Source organism: Cohnella nanjingensis (genome assembly GCF_014212125.1).
Classification (GTDB): Bacteria; Bacillota; Bacilli; order Paenibacillales; family Paenibacillaceae; genus Cohnella; species Cohnella nanjingensis.
In genome coordinates this window covers 490,068-513,942 of the sequence record NZ_JACJVP010000001.1, presented here as the reverse complement: position 1 = coordinate 513,942, position 23,875 = coordinate 490,068, and the positions used below count along the sequence as shown (strand labels likewise).

Genomic DNA, 23,875 nt, shown 5'->3' with positions numbered 1-23,875 from the left:
CAAGATGTCATTCACGATGGAAGTCGCCAGCCCGGAAGAGATTAAAGCCGTAATCGAGCAAGAGGTAAAGCCCGTCCCCGAGGACGTGGCGAAGCTGCAGGAGATCGCGAACACCAACGTCGCCACGATCATGACGCTGGATATCGAATCGCTCGAGAAGCGGAAGGAAATTCTGCAATCCATCGATACGTTCGGTCTGAACACGATGAAGTCATCCTCGACCAAAAACAATCTGCTTCAAGTGCAGGTCGGCAATCTCTCGAAAACCGGGGACGAAGGCGGGCAGGTGGCCAAGGGACTCACCGAGCTTCACATGCAACTGAAGGATCTGGACCCGAGCGTCATCGACTTCGCCAAGACCGGCTTCCTCGGCAAGCTGTTCAACCCGCTCCGCGCCTACTTCCTGAAGTATCAAAAAGCCGACGCCGTCATCGCGGATATCGTCGTCTCTCTCGACAAAGGCAGAATGACGCTGAAGAACGACAACACCACGCTGGAGATCGAGCAGCAGGCGCTCCGCGATCTGACCAAGAAGCTCCAGAAGGAGATTCAGCTCGGGATGATGATGGACCAATCCATCGAGGCTCAGCTCGAAGCCGCCAAGCAGCGCGAAGAAGACGCCGACAAGATTCGGTTCATCACCGAAGAGGTGCTGTTCCCGCTGCGTCAGCGGGTCATGGACCTGCAGCAGATGCTGGTGGTTAACCAACAAGGGATCATGGCCATCGAGGTCGTCATCCGCAACAACAAGGAACTGATCCGCGGCGTAGACCGGGCGAAGAACGTGACCATCTCCGCGCTCAAGATCTCCGTCACCGTCGCGAGCGCCCTCTACAATCAGAAGATCGTCCTGAAGAAGATCGAGCTGCTGAACCAGACGACGAACGAGCTGATCGCCGGCACGTCCCGGATGCTGAAGGAGCAAGGGGCAGCGATTCACAAGCAGTCACTGGAGACCAGCATCTCGGTCGATACGCTGAAGCAAGCGTTCTCCGACGTGCTGTCAGCCCTGGATTCGATCAGTACCTACAAGCAAGAAGCGCTGCCGAAGATGCGCGAGACGATCGTACAGTTCCGCGAACTGGCGGATAACGGCGAACAGCAGATTCAACGGCTGGAGAAAGGCCACAAGCTGGGGCTGTAGGACGCATACCTCCCGATACGCCAATTTCTTATCCATCCTGCGGATTCCGCAGGATTTTTCTTTGTTTTCCGACGGCTTTTATGACTTAATCTTCTCTTTGAAGTAAATGTTGTCCCGAATGTTGACCTTCACGGAGATATCGAACGTAAGCCGCGGGAACCATACGTCTTTCCAGTCTCGGATCTGCCGTTCCGACATCTGCGATCGAAAGAGCTGCCCCGTGCCTAATAGATCGGTTTTCAAGGCGCGCATCTTGCGGATGATTTCGTCGCCCTTCTTATCGATCATTTCTTGAATTTCTTCCGCAATGCGGTGATTGGGCAGATTTTTTTTGTTCTCCGATACCGCGACATCCAGATAGATTGCGCTTTTCAATTTGGGCCCGCTAGCCGTCCATTCCTTGCGGTGTCGGACTCTGGCTTTTTTGATGATCACGCTTGTATCCTTTGCGGCTTCGATCGTGCCTCCCGTATATTTCTCTAAGAAAATGTTGTAGACCAGCGTCTCGTCCGGCGAGAGCGCGCCTACCATTTTATTTTTTCGCATGATGGCAGACCCTTCGAAGTCGTATAGCGTATCCGTTCCGACATGAATCAGCGGATATGCGAGATCCTTGGTATAGGATTGGCTGCCTCTGAACGCTTCCCAGATACGGACGATCGACACGTTCGGCGTCCAGCCGCTCTCCTCGCTGAAGTAATCGTAGGACGAGATCTCGGGCGTGGGACTAATCTCATGATGCAGCGTCTTCTCGAAATCGCCCGTCACGATCGCCATCATGCCCTTGATGGAGATGTCGTTGGCCCGAATGGCATAATCCATCACATCGTCCAACCCGGTCTTTGCCATTCGCTCGCTAATCAGAAATAGCCGCAAGTGCAGCAGATCCACATGCTTCTCCGCCTTGGTGCGGATCAAGTCCAGCGCTTTGCTGATGGAATCCGCTTCCTGCTCGAGAATCTGCGTCTTCCCGCTGACGGAAGGAATCTGTAGGATGATGGAGTAGGTCGCGCTCTTCCCCTCGGAGATGCCCATGACGACAGGAAGATAGCGCTTATTGATATCGCGAACGTCCCAGCAGCCGCACAGGAGCGCGAAGAGGGAGGCGATCAGCAGCGTTCGGCATACGCTCCGGACATTCAAGAAGTCGTCCTCCTTTTGCGCCAACCGGACAGTCCCAAAGTCAGCGGCAGGATTATCATGCTATACAGGCAAAGCGCCGCGTTCATGGAGAAAAAGCGGTTCAGCGTCTGGACATTGTGAATTTGCATGCTACAAATGTACATGGCGATGCTAAGAATGGCCGCGAGCCATTTGTCTGGAAGCGGCAGATAGAGCTTGCGGACGAGCGTCATGGCCATCCAGAGCAGGACGGACGACTCAATCATGCCAAGCGCGCTGGAAGAGACGACAGAGAACGTAGGCAGCCAATCGAACACGACCCATTCGAGATCGATCGTATCCGAAGCCATCGTCACCGGATATTGGAAGCGGATGGCCGTCTCCTGACCGAAGATCAGCAGCGGAACGTAGACGCTTGCGAAGCCGAACGCCGCGACGAGAAGCATCGACGGTCCTAGCTTGCGCAGCTTGACCGGTTTGTTCAAGGAGAGCATGCCCAGAAACAAAAACCCGGAAAACGCGAACAGGCTGGTGTAGAACGGCTGCTCCGCGACAAAAGTCAGCTTCGGCTGCCAGATCGGGAATATATTGCGCCATTCGAAATTCTGATAACTGATGAACAGAGAGAAGAGCACAAACGGCATGAAGGTAATAAACAGGGCGAGCCCCATGCGAGCGATCGCATGAATGCCTTTGCACGCGGCGTAGAAGGGGAGAACCATATTGAGCAGCAGGACGGCCCAGAGCGGCGTAGAGGGCAGTACGACGATGTTGATCTTGACGATCTGATACCGATTCTGAAGGACGAGGTAAAAAAAGATATACGCGACAAACGGAAGCAGGATCGCTCTTGCCGCCCACGCTCCCGCCGCCTCCCGGATAATCTCTCCGATATGCTTGCCAGGGAAAGCCGATAATCCGCTCAAATAGAGCCAAGCCAGCAAAACCTCCAGCAGACAGGCGATCAAGATGGCTTCCCAATGGCCGCTGTTGGTTGACTCCAGAATCTTCGTGGCGTAGAGGGATAGAATCGCCGCCAGGTGCAATTGGATAAACAATGCCAGCACCATCCGCTTATTCATCCGTTTTCGTTCCCTTCAGACTTAGGCTTAGATAAGGCACCGTGAACGACTTCAGGCCGGCAAAATATACGAAGATCCAAATAACGGACATCTCCAGCCCCAATATGCCAAAGGCGGCGCTAGCGACCAAAACGACGTATTTGTAGATCCGGATGCCGATCGTATTCAAATAACCGGACATCGTGAAGTTCGCGATGGTCGAAGCCGCCAAGATGATAATGAGCAGGTTGCTGACCAGTTTGGCTTGCACGATAGCCTGTCCGAGAATAATGCCGCCGATCATCGTGATGGTGGGGCCGATGCTCTTGGGGAGACGCGTGGTGGCCTCGATGACCATCTCCAATACGAGCAGCATGAGCAGCACTTCTATAAAGGCGGGGTACGGGACGCCCTCTCTGCTCTTGGCGACGGAGATCGCCAGTTGGATGCGCAGCAGCTCGGGATTGACGGAGTTCAAGACGACGTACAGACCGGGCATAATGACCGCGAAGATGATGCCGATCATTCGGATAAACCGGAAAAACAGCAGGTAAAGAAAGGGGTAGTTGAAGTCCGTCTTGAGCGTCCAGACATCCTTCAAAATCGCGGGGACCGAGATGGCGTAAGGGAGTTGATCCATGAACAGAACCACTCTCCCGTCCATCAGGTTCTGCGCGGCTTCCTCAGGCAGCTCCGTGGCCAGATAGGTAGCTACGAGCGAGATCTTGGGTTGACCCAAGACGCTCAGCATATCCTCGACATGGCGGACGTCCTTATGCTTGTTTCTGATCAAGCTATCGGCTACGGTTTGTACGATCTTGGGGTTCGCTTTTCCTTTGAGATAGACCAGCGCGATCTCCCGGCAAAACGTGGAGCCGACGGCGTGAGTGACGACGACAACGTCCTTGTGATTGATTTTTTTTCGCAGCAGACCTACGTTTGTCAGCAGATCCTCCGTGAACCCGTCAATGGCGCCTTGGATCGGGCTCTCGTTCTCCGGCGGCATGACCGAACGGCTGATGGAGGGCTCCAGCGCTTTGAATATAAGGGGTTCTCCTGTGTGCGGGCTGCGGACGACAAGCCTGCCTTGAAGCAGCAAATGCGCGAGCTCTTCCGGCATGGCATTCGAATCGATCTGGTATAGATCGGACAAGTGTTGCAGCGGCACGTTGCCGTCGTTGGCGCTCATGAGACTTTGGTTCATACTCGCCAGGGTGCCCGGCAGATCGACCAGCGTGACAAAATAATACACATGGACGAGCTGATCGGACAGCTCGATCCGCTTCGCGGCAAAGTCGGTGTTCAAAGCGAACGTGTCGAGCAGATGCCGTTCCCAATCCCGATCTTCACTTTTGTTCATCGCAGCGCCCTCCGTTCGGTCTTCCGGTCGTTTGCTCTCTTCTTATTCCCAGAAAATGCAAACGTCATGCGCGCAGAGGGATGCGTATAGTCGATGGAGGGAGCAAGCAACGATGATTAACCTGATTAAATACCTGCAATTATCTCATGAAAAGATCTTTGCGGCGAATAGGGAGCGATAGAACGTATCGTTTTTCATGCAAGGTTCTTGGAATCGCCTACCATTCCCGTAATAATGCCCCTCATCGCGAACGCCCTTCAGTCTCTATAATGAGGAAAGATTACCGGAAAGGAGGGGCGTCGGCCATCCCCATCAACGGAGAAGTAGGTGATAACGGAAGCGAAGAAAGAAACGTGCTTAGAAGCGCTTTGAATTGTAACCGCTACCAGAAAAACGTTTCGGACATGATTCACGCCATTTCTTGCACCGACATTCGAATGAGGAGGACTATGATGCGCAATAAATACCTGGCATGGTCGCTGATCATCAGCATGCTGTTCACGAGTTTGATCCTGGCGATCGGCCCGTCCGCTCCCGCATCCGCGGCCGGCGGTCCGAACCTGACGCCGGGCAAGATCGTAACGGCGAGCGGCCAATCTCAAACGTACGCTCCGGACAATGTGAAGGACGGCAATCCGAGCACGTACTGGGAAAGCGCGAATAACGCGTTCCCGCAATGGATCCAAGTCGATCTGGGCGCGAGTGCAAGCATCGATCAGATCGTGCTGAAGCTGCCCGCCGGTTGGGAATCGCGGACGCAGACGCTGGCCGTTCAGGGGAGCGCGAACGGAACGACGTTCACGGATCTGGTCGGCTCCACGAATTACGTCTTCAATCCGGCGGCGGGCGGTAACGCCGTCACGATCAACTTCGCCGCCGCGAGCACGCGATACGTTCGTCTGAACGTTACGGCGAACACCGGTTGGCCGGCGGCGCAGCTGTCCGAATTCGAGATCTACGGCGCCGGCGGCCCCACGCCGACGCCTTCGCCGACGCCGCCGGCTTCGGAATCGTATCAAGCGGAATCGGCGGCGCTGTCCGGGGGAGCGAAAGTGAATACGGACCATGCCGGCTATGCCGGCACGGGCTTCGTCGACGGCTATTGGACGCAGGGCGCGACGACGGCCTTCACGGTCAACGTGCCGGCGGCTGGCAGCCGGAACGTGACGCTGAAGTACGGGAACGGGAGCGGCAGCTCGAATACCGTCAGCATCTACGTGAATGGAACGAAGGTCCGCCAAACCTCACTGCCGAACTTGGCGAACTGGGATACGTGGGGCAATAAGACCGAGGCGCTTAATCTGTATGCCGGCAACAATACGATCGCTTACAAGTACGATGCAGGCGATACGGGCAATGTGAACCTGGATCAGATTACGGTTGAGGCGACGGCTTCCACGCCGACACCGACACCAACGCCGACACCGACACCAACGCCAACGCCAACACCGACGCCAACGCCAACACCAACGCCAACACCAACACCAACACCAACACCAACACCAACGCCAACACCAACGCCGACACCAACGCCAACGCCTTCGCCGGGCGGCAACATCGCGATCGGCAAACCGATTGCCGCGTCCTCCAACACGCAATCGTATGTGGCCGCGAACGCGAACGATAACGACACCGGCACCTACTGGGAAGGCGGCGGCAATCCGAGCACGCTGACCCTAGACCTAGGAGCGAACCATAACATCACTTCGATCGTGCTGAAGCTGAACCCGGCCGCAGTGTGGGCTACGCGCACGCAGACGATCCAAGTGCTCGGCCACGATCAGAATGCGACGACGTTCGGCAATCTCGTATCCGCACAGACCTACACGTTCAATCCGGCCACCGGCAACGCGGTGACGATCCCGGTGACCGCAACGGTCAAACGCCTGCAGTTGAACATCACGGCCAACTCCGGCGCGCCGGCCGGACAGATCGCCGAGTTTCAGGTCTTTGGCACGCCAGCGCCGAACCCCGATCTAACGATCACGGGCATGTCTTGGTCGCCGACATCTCCGATCGAGAACAATGCCATCACGTTAAACGCCATCGTGAAGAATATCGGCAACGCCGACGCGCCGGCGACGACCGTCAACTTCTATCTGAACAACGAGCTGGCGGGCTCCTCTCCCGTAAGCGCGCTGGCGGCCGGCGCGCAGACGACGGTATCGCTGAATGCCGGCGTCAAGACCGCAGGGACGTATGGGCTCGCCGCCAAAGTCGACGAGAGCAACTTGATCATCGAGCAGAATAAATCGAACAACAGCTACACGAATCCGACTGCGCTGGTCGTCGCACCTGTCGCGAGTTCCGACCTGATCGGCAGTATCTCCTGGACGCCTAGCGCTCCGGCGGCGGGCAATGCGGTTGCCTTTACCGTCAACTTGAAGAACCAAGGAACCATCGCATCTGCAGGCGGAGCGCATGGCGTCACGGTGATTCTGAAGAATGCTGCCGGCGCCGCGGTCCAAACCTTCAATGGGTCTTACGCCGGCATCCTAGCTGCGGGCGCGTCTGTCAACGTCTCCCTGCCGGGAACCTGGACGGCGGCCAGCGGCACCTACGCGGTGACGACGACCGTGGCGGTCGACGCGAACGAGATCGAGAGCAAGCAGGCGAACAACGTGAGCACGACCAACCTGGTCGTCTACGGACAACGGGGCGCTACCGTGCCGTATAGCCGTTACGATACGGAAGACGCGACCCTTGGCGGCGGTGCCGTGCCGAAGTCCGCGCCGACCTTCGACCAGTCCCTAACGGCGTCCGAAGCTTCCGGCCAAAAGTATGTCGCGTTGCCTTCGAACGGCGCCAATCTGCAATGGACGGTCCGGCAAGGGCAGGGAGGAGCAGGCGTCACGATGCGCTTCACCATGCCCGATTCGCAGGACGGCATGGGATTGAACGGTTCGCTTGACGTCTACGTGAACGGATCCAAGGCGAAGACGATCTCGCTGACCTCTTACTATAGCTGGCAGTATTTCTCCGGCGACATGCCGGGAGATGCGCCTAGCGCAGGTCGGCCGCTCTTCCGCTTCGACGAAGTGCACTGGAAGCTGGATACGCCGCTTCAGCCCGGCGACACGATCCGTATCCAGAAGAACAACGGAGACGGCTTGGAATACGGCGTCGACTTCATCGAGATCGAGCCTGTGCCGACGGCAATCCCGCGTCCCGCCAATTCGGTCTCCGTCACGGATTACGGTGCCGTGCCGAACGACGGAAAGGATGATCTCGCGGCGTTTAATGCAGCCGTCAATGCAGCGGTTGCAGGCGGCAAGACCCTGTATATCCCGGAGGGGACGTTCAACCTAAGCAATATGTGGCAGATCGGTACCGTCAGCAACATGATCAACAACATTACGATCACGGGAGCAGGCTACTGGTACACGAACGTCCAGTTCACGAACGCCAATGCGGCAGGAGGCGGCATCTCGCTCCGCATCACCGGGAAGCTGGACTTCAGCAATATCTACCTTAACTCGAACCTGCGTTCTCGCTACGGCCAGAATGCGATCTACAAAGGCTTCATGGACAACTTCGGAACCAACTCCGTCATCCATGACGTCTGGGTCGAGCACTTCGAATGCGGCTTCTGGGTCGGGGATTACGGACATACGCCGGCGATCTATGCGAACGGGCTGTTGATCGAGAACAGCCGGATCCGCAACAACCTGGCCGACGGGGTCAACTTCGCCCAGGGAACGAGCAATTCGACCGTAAGGAACAGCAATCTGCGGAACAACGGCGATGACGCGCTGGCCGTATGGACCAGCGATACCAACGGCGCGCCGGCCGGCGTGAACAATACGTTCTCGTACAACACGATCGAGAACAATTGGCGGGCGGGCGGGATCGCCTTCTTCGGAGGAAGCGGACACAAGGCCGACCACAACTACATCATCGACTGCGTAGGCGGCTCCGGCATCCGGATGAACACCGTGTTCCCCGGCTACCATTTCCAGAACAATACCGGCATCGTGTTCTCGGATAATACGATCGTCAATTGCGGCACCAGCAAAGACCTGTACAACGGCGAACGCGGGGCCATCGATTTGGAGGCATCGAACGACGCGATCCGCAACGTGACGTTCACCAATATCGATATCCTCAATTCGCAGCGAGACGCGATCCAATTCGGATACGGCGGCGGATTCCAGAACATCGTGTTCAACAACGTCACCATCAACGGGACCGGACTGGACGGCGTGACGACCTCGCGGTTCTCGGGACCGCATCTGGGCGCGGCGGTCTTCGCCTACACCGGCAACGGCTCCGCCACGTTCAACAATCTGAAGACCAGCAACATCGCTTACCCGGGCCTGTATTACTTGCAGAGCGGCTTTAGCCTGACGATCAACAATTAAGGAATCGGATCGCTTATGGGGAGGAGTTCTTCGGAACTCTTCCTTTTTGACGGAACGACGGAGTTTCAGCTCTCGGGCAGGGATTTCCTTCCCCTTATCGAAATGATAGCGATGAACGTTAAGTCCGCAGCCATCCGACATTCATCATTGGAGTAGGAGAGAACGTGACGTTGGAGAAAACCATCCTGCATATTGAAGACGACCAAGAGATCGGCTCCTGGGTTCGCGAATTTCTGGAGGAATCCGGCTATCGCGTCATCTGGATCCCTTCCGGCTATGAAGCGATGAACCATATGGATCTTGCCGATCTCGTCCTCCTGGACGTGATGCTCCCCGGTTTGGACGGGTACACGGTCGGTCAACGCATCAAGCAGAAATATCCGAACAAGCCCATCCTGATGCTGACGGCGAGAACCTCCATGGAGGATAAGCTGCACGGGCTGTCCTTCGCAGACGATTATATGACCAAGCCGTATCACCCCGATGAGCTCGCCGCCCGGATTCAAGTGCTGCTGAGGCGATTCGGCACGGATTCGCAAGATCGGATACAACTGCATCACTTAAGCGTCTATCTGAAGGAAAACCGGATCGTGCATTCGGAATCGCAAGAGGAGATCGTGCTAACGGGCAAGCAATATCATATCTTTATGTATTTCTTGCTCCATCCGAATCAAATCTTGACCAAAAAGCAGCTGTATGAGGCGATATGGGGAGAGCCGTATCTCGAAGGAGACAAGACGCTCATGGTCCATATTCGCCACCTGCGCGAGAAGATCGAGCTCGATGCCGGCGATCCGAAGATTATCGAGACCATACGCGGGGTCGGCTATCGGGTGAGACAATGAGGTTCATTCGCCAATCGCTGATGAGCAAGTATATTCTCTTGCTCTTATTCGCCTTGGTCATTTGGCCGACTTTTCCTGCCGGCTACTACTTCCTGTATCTATGGACGCATCCTAATTCGTTCTACGAAACGGAAAAACTGGACGCGATGTGGAAAGCCGAAGCGATAACGCTAAATGGGGCATCGGCAAGCCTCATCCATGAGAAACTCATGGGCATTCATGGACGCTATCCCGAAGCTAGATTATTTTGGGTAGACGCGTCAGGCCACACGCAATTCGTCGAGAAACGGCCGGCGGATATTCCGGCGCAATGGTCCTATCGCGAGTCGGTGGCTTTCGATGCGAATATAAAAGAAGACAAGGAAACGTATACGGTAACCGCCCTGATTGGCGGCAGCCCGGAGCAAGGATGGATGGTCTTTCAAATGCCGACCCGGCATACGGACCTGTCGATGGTTCCCTTTTTCGGCGACGCCCGATTGGCCATTCTGTTCTCCATGGCTTGCGGAGGGATCGTCGTCGTCTCCTTGTTGTTCTTCTTGAGATTGAGACGTAGGCTGATCCGGTTGAAAAAGGCGATGGCGGATACGGGGACATCCGGCGTACCCCGGGAAGTCGCGGTCCGCAACCGCGATGAGATCGGAGAGCTGGAGAGATCTTTTAACGAGATGGTCGATCAACTTAGGCGCAGCAGGGAGCGGGAAAGAGAGGAAGAAAGTCTACGCAGTCAATTTATCGCCAGCATCTCTCACGATCTGCGTACGCCATTAACCGTCATCCGGCAGCATGCCTACGTCGTCCAGAAAAATCCTGCTTCGCCTCAAGGCATCTCGTCCATGGAAGTGATCGTGAATAAATTAGGGGACGTCGGCAAGCTGATCGACAACCTGCTCTCCCATACGCTGCTGGCAGCCGGAAAGTACCCCTTAAAAACGAAGGATGTCCATGTGATCGAGGAAGTGCGCAATGCCGTAGCCGAATGGTACCCCCTCTTCGAGCAGGAAGGCTTCGAGATCGACGTGAACCTTCCCGAGGACAAGGCGCTGGTCTGGCATGTCGATCCGTTGTGGTTAAGGAGCATGTTGGACAACTTGTTCCAAAACGTGGTCCGGCATGCGAAATCCGGCGGATATGTGGGGGTCCATGTCGCGGAACGAAACGGATGGACATGTCTGGAGATCTCGGATAAAGGCTTGGGGCTAGAGCGGCCTTCCAGCGCAAAAGGGGCTGGCATCGGACTTTCCATCGTCGCGCTGATGGCGAAAAATATGAATCTGCACTGGGAGATCGCTAGTTCCTCGGCCGGTACGCGCATCTATATCGGGAAACCGATTTAAACGAAACTTAAACTTCAAGTCGCCTCGTTTTTCACTTCGGCCGTTAAGCTAAGGGACGAGGTGATCGATAATGAAATTGAACAAACGATTGGATGCCATTATACGCTATACGGGGTCAACGGTTTGGCCGGCCTATGCCGGTTGCGCTTGGGCGATCCTGTATGCCGTGTTGGTCCGATTCTATCAAGCGGCAGGAGGGACGATCGGGCTGCCGGGCGAGTTCGTGAATCCGCATGCTTTTGCCAAGGCCAGTTTCGCGGCAGGCGTCCTCATCATGATTTGTGGATTTATTTTAGTGGCGCTTGTCAAGCCGTGGTCAAGGGTTGTCCCGGAATGGATGCCGGCGGTTGGGGGGCGTAAAGTGCCATGGTTCGTCCTCACCATACCCTTGTTACTCTGTACGGCCTTTGCCTTAGCGCACGGAATGAGCGGGATCATCACCAAGAGCCTTCATTTGGCTGGGTTCATTACGATGGAATTCGATAGTTGGATCGACCTCGACGTCCGCAGTCTTGCCTTATGGGACTTGGGCTTTTACGAGCCGTGGTTTGTGATCATGGGGATCTTGTCCAGCCTGACGGGAGTTCATTACGCTCAAGCATGCGGCGTCTCGCCAGTTGTGCTAAGACGAACGATCCTTGTTTTTCTGGCGACCGTCGTTCTGGCCACCGCGCTATTCGTGTTCGAGATTATTCGGGAGTTCGCCGTGTCGTGAGATCGCTCAAATGGGGTTATACCGCTTCCGTCGCTCTGATCCCCTATATGGTCATGAAAACGTTGTGGGCGATTAGCCTGCCGGTACTCGCCACAGCGCAAGGAATGAAGGAATTGCATGAATCGATGCTAGCGAACGGAGATCCGATTACCGCCTTTCTTTACCCTTACGGGATCGATACGACGGTCTTGCTCGGTCTGATCGCTTCTGTACTTGCGATTGCGTTGGTTCGTCCGTGGGGCAGGAGAATCCCTCCATGGATCTTGATTCTGCCCGCCTTAACCGGAGGGATGGCTTTTATAGCCGTGAGCTTGTCTGTCCTGTTTAAGCTGGTCAAGAGCAGCATGGATGGCAGTTTCCATTCCTTAACCGGCCCGTTCAGTCCATGGATCATGCTTCCGGCCTACGGAGGTTTTGCGACATGGGGGGTCTCCATCAGCTTGGCTGCGTTATCCTATTATAAAAGGGTAAGACTCGTCCGCTCTTTAGGATGACAATACGGACCTACCCCGTGCAACGCACGTTAACCACAATCACGATGAATCCTCGTGTTGTGGTTTTTTTGCATGCGTTCAATGGTTGGTCTTGCCGCAGGCATAGGCCGGCTTGCTGAAAGAAGAAAAGAAACCGCCGCTTCCGCTGGAAGTGAGCGCTCGCGAACGGGAGATATTGGCGCATGTTGCGGAAGGATTGACCAACAAAGAGATTGCGAGCCGTCTTTTTCTAAGCGAAGGAACCGTCCGCAATTATGTGACCGCCCTCTTGGAGAAGCTGCAGCTGCGCGACAGGACCCAATTGGCGATTTATTATCTGAACCATGGCTAATGGAGGCAATTCGGAGAAGCAAGCCGAAGTGGACGGATCGCCCCCACAATTGCTTTGTGACGGCGTGCGAGATCCACAATTGATTCCATTTTCCTAAAAGATTTAAGTCATTTTTCCCTTTTTCTTGGATTCTGTTTCCAGATGAACCCGGTTGTTGTAGAATGTGCAAGACGGAATCATCTTCCAGTCAATTTCTGATTTGGAGTGGATCAGTTGAAAAGCATGCCAATCGCGATCGTGGCGCTCCTCATGGTCTTGCTGACCGCTTGCGGTTCTTCGAAAGGCGAAGACGCGAAGCCGAGCGCGAGCGCATCCGTCCAAGCCTCGCAGCCCGCGGGCGACAAAGACGGGGTCACGATCACCAAAGAAGAGTACGGTAAAATCGAAAGCGGGATGACTTACAAAGAGATTATCGAGATCGTCGGAGGGGAAGGAGACGTCCTCTCGGAGGCCGGGAAAAAAGGGGACAAAAATTACGCTTCCGTGGTCATGTACAAAGGAAAAGGCGGTGTCGGGGCCAGCGCCAGCTTCGTCTTCCTGAACGATGAATTGCAGACGAAGTCGCAGTTGGGGCTTGAATGAACCAAAAGAAGCTTTTGCAGAAGGGATTGCTTTCTGCAAAAGCTTCTTTCAATGTAGATGGGGGCAATCATCGCCCCCTCAGTTCGGACGCGATTTGGCAAGCTCTGCCTTGGCTTCGGCAAGGAACATCTCCTCCTGGATCCTGTCCATGGCCCGGGCAGAGGAAGAATCCGATCGATCTGACAACGCTTGCTGCGCTGCCCATTGCGAGTCAGCGTACCGATGTCGAAGTTGATATTGATCCTTCAAAGCTTTGGCGGTCTCGTATTTCGTCCTCAGGGCATCCAGACTTGCTCTCAGATGCTCGACCGCGTTCTTTAAGCGATTCGTTTCAGACGCCAAACGGTCAGCCCGATCCGACTCCGAATGCGCTTTTAGCAACCACTGTCTCGCCTGTTCCGTTCGACCCGCCTTTGCAGCTTCCTCCGCTTGGGAACGAAAAGCTTCCGCGTTCGACGCATACAATTCAATGTTCTCTTGGAGCGACAGCCATTCAGACTCCGCGCGGTTGACGGACACAGACAGCTCGCGCAGCTTCTCGGAAGCGGCTTCCATATAATCATGCAGAACTTGTTCCGGATTCTCTTGCGGATGCGCGCTTGCTTGGAGCCATCTTCTCAAACGCCGAAAAATCCCCAATGTCCACTTTGCCTCCTATCTGCGATTAATTATCTTCACAATATTTACGTTCTGCGCCCCTGTTGAAGGAAGGGGCGGAGATGAATTTGCCCTCAGCGCCGTCATCGCCATATTCATACACGAACTCGTGTCCTCTGGGTATCGCGGCACCCAGGATCTGAACGGAAGAACAACTGCTCCGTACCCGGTAGACGGATGGGAAGGGACAGCAATACCAGTACCTCGTTTCTTCGATGAGATCCTTCTCCAGCAATTGCTCCACCGTGGTCTCGTATTCTCGTTCGATGTCCGTGATCAAGCAGGTGGCCCAGTGCTCCCGCAGATCTTCGATCGCTTGTTCCCATTCGCCTGCCCTGCGAATATCCCGCTTGGCATACGAACTCGTGACTTTCCAGATGTCATCCGAGTCGAGCTTACAAAGCTTTCGAGCGAAGGAGGCCGAAGATGGAATCGGAGGTTGCGACTTGAACAAGAAAGGCGCTTTAAGCCCTTGGGCAATCAGCAAGTATTCCGAGAGCGCGATCCAATACTGTTTTTCCGCATCTTCATGGCTTTCCGGCGATACCCGCCGGCCGCTCGTGATGCTTCCGACGATCGCATCGCCGGCTTGTTTTCGCGTTCGTGCGGATTCGTACAGCAGGAGGACGGCTTTGTACGTATCGCCTTGGTTCCGCGCGGCGGCAACGCCCTGCGAGGTCATCTCGTCCATGCGTTCCGCCGCACGCCGTAGTCCGGACAGATGTTCAACCGGACAGGGACTCGGACCTTCCATCTGTTGTCCCAGACGAATCGGAAGCTCGATCGCGGATGATTGTTCGAACAAGGCTTCTTGTCTGGCGGCGATCATGATCGCGGGCAGCTTGCCATACCAGACTTCCGCTTGTTCATGCGTGATGATCGGCACGGGCTTGGGCGCATTCCCGAAGTTGGAGAAGGCATCGCCCAACAAGGCGTCAGCCATGGTCTGAAGACTTCTCGCCGCCTGCAAGTAAGCCAGGGCACGGGGGGCTTCGCAATCCGCCATCTCCACATGCAAAGCGTAAACTTGTTCTCCCACTCGCTTAAAGCTCTCCAGATGCTCAATCGGACAGACGCGTTGTCCGGTCATGGTTTCACGAATCCAGTTAAAAAGTCCCATTTCGCACCTCCGTATAAGACCTATCATAAAGCAAGTTCGACAGGTTGGAAATGCGATTGTGTTCAAGAATGAACGACTATAGTTAAATTTTACGGTTTGCCTCTTGCCCATAATCGGCTAAAATGAAAGCATCTATGAACGAGGAGGCTATTTCCATGAGAACAACTGCGACTTGCACCGTACTGACCTATAAGGGTGCAGCGCTTTATTGATTTCCAAATGGTGCGCCCCCTTATAGGTGTTATGCAAATAACACGAAAAGGGGTAAACCCATGCGTTTTCCAGTTCGAAAATTTTTCTCTTATTACAAACCTTACAAAACCTTGTATTTGTCCGTATTGGCTTGTGCCTTTATCGCGTCGTCCGCGACCTTGGTGTTTCCGCTGCTCGTTCAGCATATTACCAAGGTGGTGCTGCAAGGAGACTTGTCCGAAGCGCTTGGGAAAGTGTACGGCGTTGGCGGACTGATGCTTGTTCTGGTTGCGATCCAGACGTTAGGGAACGGCATTGTGGATTACAAAGGACATGAAGTCGGCGCTCGCATGGAAAGCGATTTACGCAGCGAGCTGTTCGCGCACATGCAGACTTTTTCCTTCGACTTTTACGACAAGCGCAGAACGGGACAGCTCATGTCCCGGATCACGAACGACTTGCTGCTGCTCTCCGAGCTGTATCACCATGGTCCGGAAGACTACGTCAAATATGTCGTTCGTTTTATAGGCGCCTTCGTTATTTTGTTCTCCATCGACGCTCATTTAACGATAGCCGTATTTTGCTTTTTTCCGTTCTTGGCCGTATTTTCGCTGATCTTCAACAAGAAGCTGAATCGCGCGCTAACGAGGAACAAAGAGCGAATCGGGGACGTCAACGCGCAGGTCGAGGACAGTCTGTCCGGCATCCGCGTGGTCCAGTCGTTTGCCAACGAGCAGGTCGAGATCGAGAAGTTCAACCGGGAGAATCGCCGTTTCCTCGAGAGCCGGAAGGCGACGTACAAAGCGGAAGCGTACTATTACAACGGCGTCGATACGGTGATTCAGCTGATCACGATCACGGTCATCGTCTTTGGCAGCGCCAGCATCGTCGGTCATTCGTTGGATTTGGCGGATCTGATCACTTTCTTGCTGTATGTCGGCTTTATGATCGAACCCATTCAACGGCTGACGCACATGAGCACGCAGCTGCAAGAAGGCGTCACCGGCTTCCAACGGTTCATGGAGATCATGAATCTGAAGCCGTCGATCGTAGACAAACCGGATGCTCTGACTATCCCGAAGGTGCGAGGGGAGATTGCGTTCAAGGACGTATCCTTCCGATACGAAGATCATCTGGACCGGGTGCTGACCCATCTCTCGCTTCATATCCGGCCGGGAGAGTACGTGGCGCTGGTCGGTCCGTCCGGCGCGGGGAAAACGACCTTATGCTCGCTCATCCCTCGTTTCTATGAAGTGACCGATGGGGAAGTGCTGGTCGACGGCATCAACGTGCGGGATCTGGACCTGAGGTCGTTGCGAAACCAAATCGGGATCGTGCAGCAAGACGTCTATCTGTTCGCGGGGACAGTCATCGAGAATATCCGCTACGGCAACCCGGAAGCGACCGATGAACAAGTCATCGAGGCAGCCAAACATGCCAATGCGCACGACTTTATCATGAACTTGCCGAACGGCTACCGCTCCGATATCGGCCAACGCGGCGTCAAGCTGTCCGGCGGCCAGAAGCAGCGGTTAAGCATCGCTCGCGTATTCTTGAAGAATCCGCCAGTCCTCATCTTCGATGAAGCCACGAGCGCGCTGGACAACGAGAGCGAGAGCATCGTCAAGGACTCGCTCGAAGCGTTGGCCAAGGGACGTACGACGATCGTTATCGCCCACCGTCTGTCCACCATCCGCCATGCAGAGCGCATCATCGTGCTGACGGAGGACGGGGTCGCGGAGCAAGGCGCGCACGAAGCGCTGCTGGCGCGGGACGGTATGTATGCACGTTTGTACGCCAAGCAGTTTGAATGGCAAACATCATAAGTCGGGCATTTGGAATCGGCTCTTCCCTAAATAAAGAGGGGGGCCGATTTTTTGCGTCGATTGCGAAACGGGCAAATCGTCAAAGGTTGCGCGGATGGACAATCGCCATGAATTAATAATTTTTAAATATTCCGCTTCTATACTGGAGGTGTTGCAGGGGAGAATTCATAGCACATAGGAGCGTTTTATGAGCAAAAACAAGAAAGTTTGGATTCCGGCGATCATCGCCGCCTTCGCCGCGTTGTTGCTGGTCGCTTCCTTCTATTACGCAGGATATTCGCATGAAGGAGAAGCGCTTCGCGCGAGACTTCCGGGCGGAGGAGGGGGCGGATTGCCAGCAGGGGAAGCGCAGCGTCCGCCTCGAGACGGCAACGAGGGATACGGCGGCTACTTCACTACCTTAGGCACGATCGCCCTGTATGTGGGGGCCGCCGGGTTCTCTTGGTTCTGGTTCAAGAAGCGGATGAAATCGCCTTCCCGGCTGGTGAGGCGCGGAGGCAAGCTGCTGTTCGCCTGGCACAAGCTTATGGGATGGATCACCGTCGCGCTGATCGCGATCCACGGCACTTATTTTTTATGGACCAAATTCGGAGACGACAAGATCTATTCGGGTCTCGCGGGATTCGTCATTCTGCTGACGCTCGCCGGATACGGTTACTTCATCCATAAGATCCGGAACAAATGGATGAGGACCGTCCATCGGTCGCTGGGACTGCTGTGGGTTCCGGTACTGATCGTACATGCCGGAGGCTCCGCCATTATGGCTGTTCTCGCGGTCTTGGTCGTCGGCGTTGTCGTCCTCTTACTAGAGAAGAACGCCGGGACAAGCCGGCAGCCATCAAGCGGCGTCTAACGGCCACTATTCTACATCACTCTTCTTGGGGTGATTTTTTTTTTTTTTTTTTGCCAATCAAAATGATCTTCTTGACTTGAATCAGGTAAGGGGCTATTATGGATATATAAAGTCTTTGATAGGAGCGGCAAAGTGCGGACTTCCATAGCGACCCTTTTGCTTGTCTTATGAGCTTCTTTTTTTGGACAAAATATCGATATAATGTGTCTATGATAGCTTCGTAAAGGAGAGGATCGAATGATTTACGATTGCGCCATTGTCGGCGGCGGCCCGGCAGGACTCAATGCAGCGCTGGTGCTAGGCAGGGCAAGACGGACGGTTGCGTTGTTCGATGATAATCGGCCGAGGAATGCCGTTACGCATGCATCCCACGGATATCTAACCAGAGACGGCATAGAGCCGGCCGAATTTAGACGCATCGCCTATGAGGAGGTGCTGAAGTATCCGTCGGTGCAGCATTGGCCGGTCGAAGCCACGGCGATCCGCAAGACGAATCAGGGCTTTGAGATCTCGACCATGACCGGCGAGCTTGTGCAAGCGCGCAAATTGATATTGGCTGCCGGATTGAAGGAAATCTTCCCCGACATCGAGGGACTCCGCGATTTTTACGGGAAAAGTCTGTTCAATTGTCCGTTCTGCGACGGTTGGGAGATGAGGGACAAGCCGCTCGTCGTCGTGTCTCAGGACCCGGGGGTTTATCATCTGACCAAGATGCTTTACAACTGGAGCAGAGATTTGATCGTATGTACCAACGGTCATTCGATTCTGGACAACGAACAAAAAGGAAAGCTTGAATCCAAGGGAATAGCCGTCATCGAGTCTCCCCTTGCAGCGTTCTACGGACAAGATGGGATACTGGAGCAAGTGCGATTCGCAGACGGTACGCATATCGAGCGAAGCGGGGGGTTCATCATGTCCAAATTGGTATCCAAGGCCGCGTTTGCCGAAGAGCTGGGATACGACAAGACGAATCTTGGGGGCATCGTTGCCGACGCCAACTGCAGAAGCACCGTTACCGGACTTTATGCGGCAGGGGATGCGGCGTATGTAGGGCCTTCTCAGCTGATCATTGCCGCAGCTTCCGGCAGCAGAGCGGCTGCCGCCGTCCTTGGAGATTTGGTGGAGGAGGAATTCTCCTGACCGCCGGCAGCCGCCCTGGTCATTAGAACGAGGGGTTCTCTAAGATCATTTGCCTCATAGGCAGCAGGGATGAAGAGCGAGGAGGACGTTCAATTGGATGCTCCAATCGGTACGCCTAGGTTCCATGCCACGCTCGGCGTGCTGCTCCTGCTGTCCAAGCATGGAGGAACGTTAAGCAGCGCCGAGATGGCCGAGAGGCTAGGCGTGCATGCCGTATATCTGAGGAAAATCGTCGCGCGATTGCTGGAGCTGGGGCTCGTTGCAGCCAAGGAGGGCCGGGACGGCGGCTACAGACTGAGATGGCCTGCGGATCGTCTCTCGTTGGCGGACGCGTACGAAGCGACGATACGCGCGCCCCTTCGCCAAAACGAGCGGGAGGACCGTTGGTTCAGTCTAGATCAAGTCAAGGCGGAGATCGAATCCTGTACGATGGTCTGCCTGAAAAAATACAAGATCTCCGATGTCTGGATCGAATGAAAGTCCCGGACATACAGAGACAAATACGAATTCGACCTAGGAGGAACCTTCACATGACCATTCAACATACAACGGATTCCACATTTCAATCGGATTTGCAAAGCGAAGGCTTTACGATCGTCAACTTCTGGGCGCCTTGGTGCGGCCCTTGCCGCATGTTCGCCCCCATTCTCGAAGCGTTTGACCAGGAAGGGAGAGCGAAGATCGTAAAAGTCAACGTAGACGAAAACGCGGAGACGGCCGCCCGGTTCGGTGTAATGAGCATTCCCGCGACCATCCTGTTCAAGAACGGGAAGGCGATCGACAAAGAAATCGGATATCTCCCCGTCGAGGGATTGAGACAATTCGTGGCCCGCAATTTATAGCCGCCAGGCCTTCCCGCGAGGCGCGATAATTTGCGTTCGCCATGCCGCTTGCATATTTCCCGCATCAACTTTATCATGGATGAGTAAAGTCCATTGTAGAGGTGTATCATGAAATTATCGCAGGCGACCGACTATGCGCTTCATGCGATGCTTCATCTGATGTCCGCAGCACCGGATAAGCCCGTGAGCGTACAGCTGTTGGCCGAGAAGCTCGGCGTATCCCAAACCTATCTCTCCAAAATGCTGACCAAACTGGTCAAAGCGGGGCTTATCCATTCCGTATCCGGCGCCAATGGCGGATATCGGCTCAAACGCAACCAGGAGGAGATCTCTTTTCTGGATGTCATCCATGCGATCGAGGGCACGGCCTCTCTGTTCGAATGCAGCTTCAATCATGGGAGCGAATGCTTGATTCAACAGGTCGTGATGGATGCCGAACGGCAAATGGAGCAGATCCTGCGGAATAAAAAGATCTCCGATGTGGCTCGGCAGATGAAGCGCTAAGCGTCTTGGCGGGCGGACAAGCAAATACATGCTTTGAATTCTCCCAAACGACGAACAGAGAACCTTCCGGAGCATCCGAACGGTTCTCTGTTTTTTAGTTCAAGATTACATTTGACATAGACCGCAAATGGCGCCGATCGGATATTCAATAACAGCTCCGCTGTTTTGTTCGTATGTCTTAGGATCCATCAGTACTTTGCCTCCGAGTTTTCTACAAGCTTTCAAGCTCTCCTGCAAATCACTCACCAGAATGGTTGGTATCCATACGGACGGTAAGCTCGCAAAATCTCCAGCCTGATGGTGAACGCCTGCCGCCGGCTGTCCATCAGGCGTTATCATCCGATAGTCCGTATAATCTTCCTTGCTCACTTCTACGTGATCCCAGCCTACCACTTTTTTGTAAAAATCGCGTACTTCAGTGTAGTTTAGCTTAAAGGCGCCCAATCGCAACAAATACAGCGAACGCTAACAAAATGACGTTTACCCCGGCGCCTTGGTATTCTTTTCGCTTCAAGTGAAAGAAGGCAGCAAGCAGCATAACTACTGCAAGCGCTATCGCGGCGATCGGCGTCAAGGAAGGCAGAATACCCATGGCGAAAGGTATAACTAGAGCCAACCCACCTAGCAGTTCCGATACTCCGATAAACGTGACCAATCCTTTCGATGAATCTTTTACCCAAGGCATCGCAGCTTTCGCTTTCTCATACTGAAATGCTTTCATCGAGCCTGCTAACATAAACAGCAATGCTAAAACGCCCTGCACGATCCATAATGCGATATTCATACGGTGTGTCCCTCCGTTTTTGCGCTTGTACGATCTGGACTTATTAATTCATCCATTACTTCTACCTTGGGTTTGCGGAGAATGATGCTGATGACCACCCCGACAATGGCAAGGCCAGCAGCCAGCAGGAAGGTATCTCCATAGGCCGAGATGGCCGCTTCCAGCGTATGATTGTTCGGTCCGGCATGCATGGCATGCTCCCTCGTTCTAAAAGTGAGAAACCCGGTTAGTCCCGACACCGCAAATGAGGTGGCCACTTGCAGCGTAGCCGTTGTCAGAGGTGTGACGCGGTTGACGAGGTTAGGAGGGGCTGAACTGAGCACGTACGTCTCCAACGTCATCACCGTTAGTCCCATTCCCGTCCCCATCATAAATAATGGCAAAAGGATCATGATGACAGGGGTCTCCAGATCGATGAATGAAAATAATAACAATGCACCGGCCACAATCGAAAAACCGGCTAACGTAAGCGGACGCGCACCGAATTTATCGAACAAGCTGCCTCCGATCGACATGAAAATCATCGCGGCAACAGCCTGTGGCAGAACGGTTAAGCCCGTCTGCAAGGGCGTGAAATGTTTGACGGATTGCAGAAAGAGAGGAATAAGAATCGTCACGGCGTATAAACAAATTTGAGCGATCCACATCAACAGGATGCCGCGCGTAAAGTCGGAAGAACGGAACACGCGCAGTTCCAGCAACGGCTGCATGTGGCGAAGCTCGACGATAATGAAGAGCAGAAGGGCGATTCCGCCGATAAGGAGTCCGGATAACGACAGATTGGAGGACCAGCTTGTTCTCCCGGCTTCGCTGACGCCGAAGGCCAACATCGCGAATGCGATCGGAGCCAGAATCATACCGGGAATATCCAATGCAGGCGCTTTATTCTGCTCGAACATCGGCAAGTACTTGACTCCGATCAGGATGCCAATGACGCCAATCGGCACGTTAATCCAGAATAACCAGTGCCATGTTGCAATTCCGATCAGCCAACCGGAGAGGACCGGACCCAGCGCAGGAGCGACGAGCATCGGTATCCCAATCATGGCCATCACGGCCCCGCGTCTATCGGGAGGCGCGAGTCGGAATATGATCGCCATTCCGATCGGTATGACCATCCCGCCGCCGAGACCTTGAATGATCCGGTAAATAATGAGTTGATCGATCGTTTGGGCCGTTGCGCAGAGGGCCGATCCGAGGGCAAACAATGCGATCGTAAACAGGAAAATACGTTTGCTGCCGAACTTATCCATCATCCAGCCGGCGAGCGGAATGACGGCGGACAGCGCGAGCGTATAAGCGGTAATTGTCCATTGAATGGTGGACAACGTGCTTCTCAGCTCCTGTTCCAGTTCGTGCAATGCGACGTTCACGACCGTGCTGTCTAAAATGACCATGAACATTCCAATGATGACGGTCATAAGCGGCGCGAGGATCGATCTCACGGAGAACGACGGATCGGAAGCGGCCGGCACAGCTTGCTGAGGCGACATGTTTTCTAACCTTCCTTTCATCATATTTTGTCGGCATTGCAATAATGACCAATGGGTTTTATAATGAACCATGCGGTCATTACGTCGCTAATTATGTTTGACGAACGATTGAATGTCAATCCTTTTTTAGATAAAATTTGGGGAGTGCAGATTCGGCTATTCATTCCGACGAAACGAAATGAGGCATTCGAATGAGTTTACTCAAGCAGAGGATTATGGCGTCCGCGATGCGTTTTTTCTCGGAGAAAGGATACATGTCGACTTCGATGCAGGATATCGCGAATGATTGCGGGATCGCCAAGGGATCGTTGTACAAATATTTCGCCTCCAAGGAAGACTTGCTGATCGAGGTCTATGATGCGCGTGTCCGAGACATGTATGACAAAGCTGAAGCGATACAAGCAGATCAAACCTTGCAGCCCAGAATGAGATTGATCCGCGGAACGCTGCTTCAGTTGCAATATTTTGCTGAATTGAATTTCAGCATCGAAGAATATCAGGATCTTCCCATGCAAGAAAACGGGAAATTCATTCCCTTCTGTCACCGGCTGAGAGCCCGTCAGTTGAATTATTACAAGGAGTGCCTGATTTCAGCTTATGGACAGCAGTTGGAAGGGCATGTATGGGATGTGATTGCCGTCTATCTCGGCATGATGAAAGAAATAACGCAGTTCACGAACGTAATGAATCAACCGCTCGACCTGGAAGACGCGGCTGTATTTATTGTCGACCGGATGGACGATATTGCGGCAGGCGTCGTAAAAAAAGAAAGTCCGAACCTCCTGAAGTCTTCGGTCATAACCGAATACGTACAAAGCGGATTGCGGGGAGCGACGGTTACGGCCGCCGAACAAAGAAGATATCTTTTCGAAACCCTTACTTCCGCCATCGAGGAATTAACGGTGCAGAATACACGAAAAGAGGAACTGAATGGAGCCGTCCAATTGCTTCAGGAGGAAGTGCAGAAAGACCGGCCGAAGCGGATTCTAATCGACATCCTGCTGGGGCATTTGCGGTCGCAGCATGAATTAATTAGCATCATTGGCCAAATCGGAAAACTGGTCGCTAAGGAAGCGGTCGAGCTGCGTTCGCCAGCGTCGCAGAATAGATAA

At 54.2% G+C, this 23,875-nt stretch carries 23 protein-coding genes; 15 read left to right on the top strand and 8 right to left on the bottom strand.

Features of this window, described 5'->3' with window-relative positions:
* The first annotated feature begins 4 nt into the window (after positions 1-4).
* Positions 5-1,144 (top strand): toxic anion resistance protein, encoded by a 1,140-nt coding sequence (locus H7C19_RS02345; RefSeq protein WP_185140923.1) that lies wholly within the window; start codon positions 5-7, stop codon positions 1,142-1,144.
* A gap of 78 nt (positions 1,145-1,222) precedes the next feature.
* Here the strand turns inward: H7C19_RS02345 and H7C19_RS02340 are convergent, their stop codons facing one another.
* From H7C19_RS02340 to H7C19_RS02330, 3 genes are read right to left on the bottom strand one after another with little or no spacing between them, the layout of a single operon-like run.
* Positions 1,223-2,287 (bottom strand): Ger(x)C family spore germination protein, encoded by a 1,065-nt coding sequence (locus H7C19_RS02340; RefSeq protein WP_185140922.1) that lies wholly within the window; start codon positions 2,285-2,287, stop codon positions 1,223-1,225.
* On the bottom strand, positions 2,284-3,348 hold the full coding sequence (locus H7C19_RS02335; RefSeq protein ID WP_185140921.1) for a GerAB/ArcD/ProY family transporter: 1,065 nt from the start codon (positions 3,346-3,348) through the stop codon (positions 2,284-2,286). The genes H7C19_RS02340 and H7C19_RS02335 overlap by 4 nt, the downstream gene beginning before the upstream one ends.
* Positions 3,341-4,687, bottom strand: coding sequence for a spore germination protein (locus H7C19_RS02330; protein ID WP_185140920.1), 1,347 nt, complete (start codon positions 4,685-4,687; stop codon positions 3,341-3,343). Before H7C19_RS02330 ends, H7C19_RS02335 begins: the two co-directional genes overlap by 8 nt.
* Before the next feature lie 452 nt (positions 4,688-5,139).
* On the opposite strand from H7C19_RS02330, the gene H7C19_RS02325 reads away from it, so the two are divergent.
* The 7 genes from H7C19_RS02325 (at position 5,140) to H7C19_RS02295 (ending at position 13,352) form a co-directional block, all read left to right on the top strand.
* Positions 5,140-9,048, top strand: a complete 3,909-nt coding sequence (locus tag H7C19_RS02325; RefSeq protein ID WP_185140919.1) for a galactose-binding domain-containing protein — start codon at positions 5,140-5,142, stop codon at positions 9,046-9,048.
* Between the two features lie 170 nt (positions 9,049-9,218).
* A complete protein-coding gene (locus H7C19_RS02320; protein WP_185140918.1) occupies positions 9,219-9,893 on the top strand; it encodes a response regulator transcription factor in 675 nt (224 codons plus the stop codon).
* A gap of 20 nt (positions 9,894-9,913) precedes the next feature.
* Positions 9,914-11,230: a sensor histidine kinase gene (locus tag H7C19_RS02315; protein WP_246469248.1), complete on the top strand. Its 1,317-nt coding sequence runs from the start codon at positions 9,914-9,916 to the stop codon at positions 11,228-11,230.
* A gap of 70 nt (positions 11,231-11,300) precedes the next feature.
* Positions 11,301-11,945 carry a DUF3995 domain-containing protein gene (locus tag H7C19_RS02310; protein ID WP_185140916.1) on the top strand — a complete coding sequence of 215 codons (645 nt, stop codon included), beginning with the start codon at positions 11,301-11,303 and terminating at the stop codon, positions 11,943-11,945.
* Positions 11,942-12,439 (top strand): hypothetical protein, encoded by a 498-nt coding sequence (locus tag H7C19_RS02305; RefSeq protein WP_185140915.1) that lies wholly within the window; start codon positions 11,942-11,944, stop codon positions 12,437-12,439. The genes H7C19_RS02310 and H7C19_RS02305 overlap by 4 nt, the downstream gene beginning before the upstream one ends.
* Before the next feature lie 151 nt (positions 12,440-12,590).
* Complete coding sequence (locus H7C19_RS02300; protein ID WP_313731277.1) at positions 12,591-12,770, top strand: response regulator transcription factor; 180 nt, start codon at positions 12,591-12,593, stop codon at positions 12,768-12,770.
* Positions 12,771-12,992: 222 nt separating this feature from the next.
* Positions 12,993-13,352, top strand: coding sequence for a DUF3862 domain-containing protein (locus tag H7C19_RS02295; protein ID WP_246469268.1), 360 nt, complete (start codon positions 12,993-12,995; stop codon positions 13,350-13,352).
* Positions 13,353-13,430: 78 nt separating this feature from the next.
* Here the strand turns inward: H7C19_RS02295 and H7C19_RS02290 are convergent, their stop codons facing one another.
* Positions 13,431-13,991 (bottom strand): PspA/IM30 family protein, encoded by a 561-nt coding sequence (locus H7C19_RS02290; RefSeq protein ID WP_281384782.1) that lies wholly within the window; start codon positions 13,989-13,991, stop codon positions 13,431-13,433.
* A 25-nt stretch (positions 13,992-14,016) separates the two neighbouring features.
* Positions 14,017-15,195 (bottom strand): hypothetical protein, encoded by a 1,179-nt coding sequence (locus H7C19_RS02285; protein WP_185140912.1) that lies wholly within the window; start codon positions 15,193-15,195, stop codon positions 14,017-14,019.
* 206 nt (positions 15,196-15,401) lie between these two features.
* Between H7C19_RS02285 and H7C19_RS02280 the strand changes: the two genes are divergently transcribed.
* The 6 genes from H7C19_RS02280 to H7C19_RS02255 all read left to right on the top strand — a co-directional run bounded on the left by H7C19_RS02280 (position 15,402) and on the right by H7C19_RS02255 (position 20,486).
* Positions 15,402-17,147 carry an ABC transporter ATP-binding protein gene (locus H7C19_RS02280; protein ID WP_185140911.1) on the top strand — a complete coding sequence of 582 codons (1,746 nt, stop codon included), beginning with the start codon at positions 15,402-15,404 and terminating at the stop codon, positions 17,145-17,147.
* 187 nt (positions 17,148-17,334) lie between these two features.
* On the top strand, positions 17,335-18,000 hold the full coding sequence (locus tag H7C19_RS02275) for a hypothetical protein (protein WP_185140910.1): 666 nt from the start codon (positions 17,335-17,337) through the stop codon (positions 17,998-18,000).
* 237 nt (positions 18,001-18,237) lie between these two features.
* Positions 18,238-19,140: an NAD(P)/FAD-dependent oxidoreductase gene (locus H7C19_RS02270; protein WP_185140909.1), complete on the top strand. Its 903-nt coding sequence runs from the start codon at positions 18,238-18,240 to the stop codon at positions 19,138-19,140.
* 93 nt (positions 19,141-19,233) lie between these two features.
* Complete coding sequence (locus H7C19_RS02265; protein WP_185140908.1) at positions 19,234-19,617, top strand: RrF2 family transcriptional regulator; 384 nt, start codon at positions 19,234-19,236, stop codon at positions 19,615-19,617.
* A gap of 53 nt (positions 19,618-19,670) precedes the next feature.
* Positions 19,671-19,982: a thioredoxin gene (gene trxA, locus H7C19_RS02260; RefSeq protein ID WP_185140907.1), complete on the top strand. Its 312-nt coding sequence runs from the start codon at positions 19,671-19,673 to the stop codon at positions 19,980-19,982.
* A 108-nt stretch (positions 19,983-20,090) separates the two neighbouring features.
* Positions 20,091-20,486, top strand: coding sequence for an RrF2 family transcriptional regulator (locus H7C19_RS02255; RefSeq protein WP_185140906.1), 396 nt, complete (start codon positions 20,091-20,093; stop codon positions 20,484-20,486).
* 105 nt (positions 20,487-20,591) lie between these two features.
* Here H7C19_RS02255 and H7C19_RS02250 read toward each other — a convergent pair whose 3' ends face one another.
* From H7C19_RS02250 to H7C19_RS02240, 3 genes are all read right to left on the bottom strand, one after another.
* The gene (locus tag H7C19_RS02250) at positions 20,592-20,855 is read right to left on the bottom strand and encodes a VOC family protein (RefSeq protein ID WP_246469247.1); all 264 of its coding nucleotides are present in this window, start codon (positions 20,853-20,855) and stop codon (positions 20,592-20,594) included.
* A gap of 61 nt (positions 20,856-20,916) precedes the next feature.
* Positions 20,917-21,270: a DoxX family protein gene (locus tag H7C19_RS02245; RefSeq protein ID WP_185140905.1), complete on the bottom strand. Its 354-nt coding sequence runs from the start codon at positions 21,268-21,270 to the stop codon at positions 20,917-20,919.
* A complete protein-coding gene (locus H7C19_RS02240) occupies positions 21,267-22,835 on the bottom strand; it encodes an MDR family MFS transporter (protein WP_313731276.1) in 1,569 nt (522 codons plus the stop codon). Before H7C19_RS02240 ends, H7C19_RS02245 begins: the two co-directional genes overlap by 4 nt.
* A 119-nt stretch (positions 22,836-22,954) precedes the next feature.
* Between H7C19_RS02240 and H7C19_RS02235 the strand changes: the two genes are divergently transcribed.
* Positions 22,955-23,875 (top strand): TetR/AcrR family transcriptional regulator, encoded by a 921-nt coding sequence (locus H7C19_RS02235; protein WP_185140903.1) that lies wholly within the window; start codon positions 22,955-22,957, stop codon positions 23,873-23,875.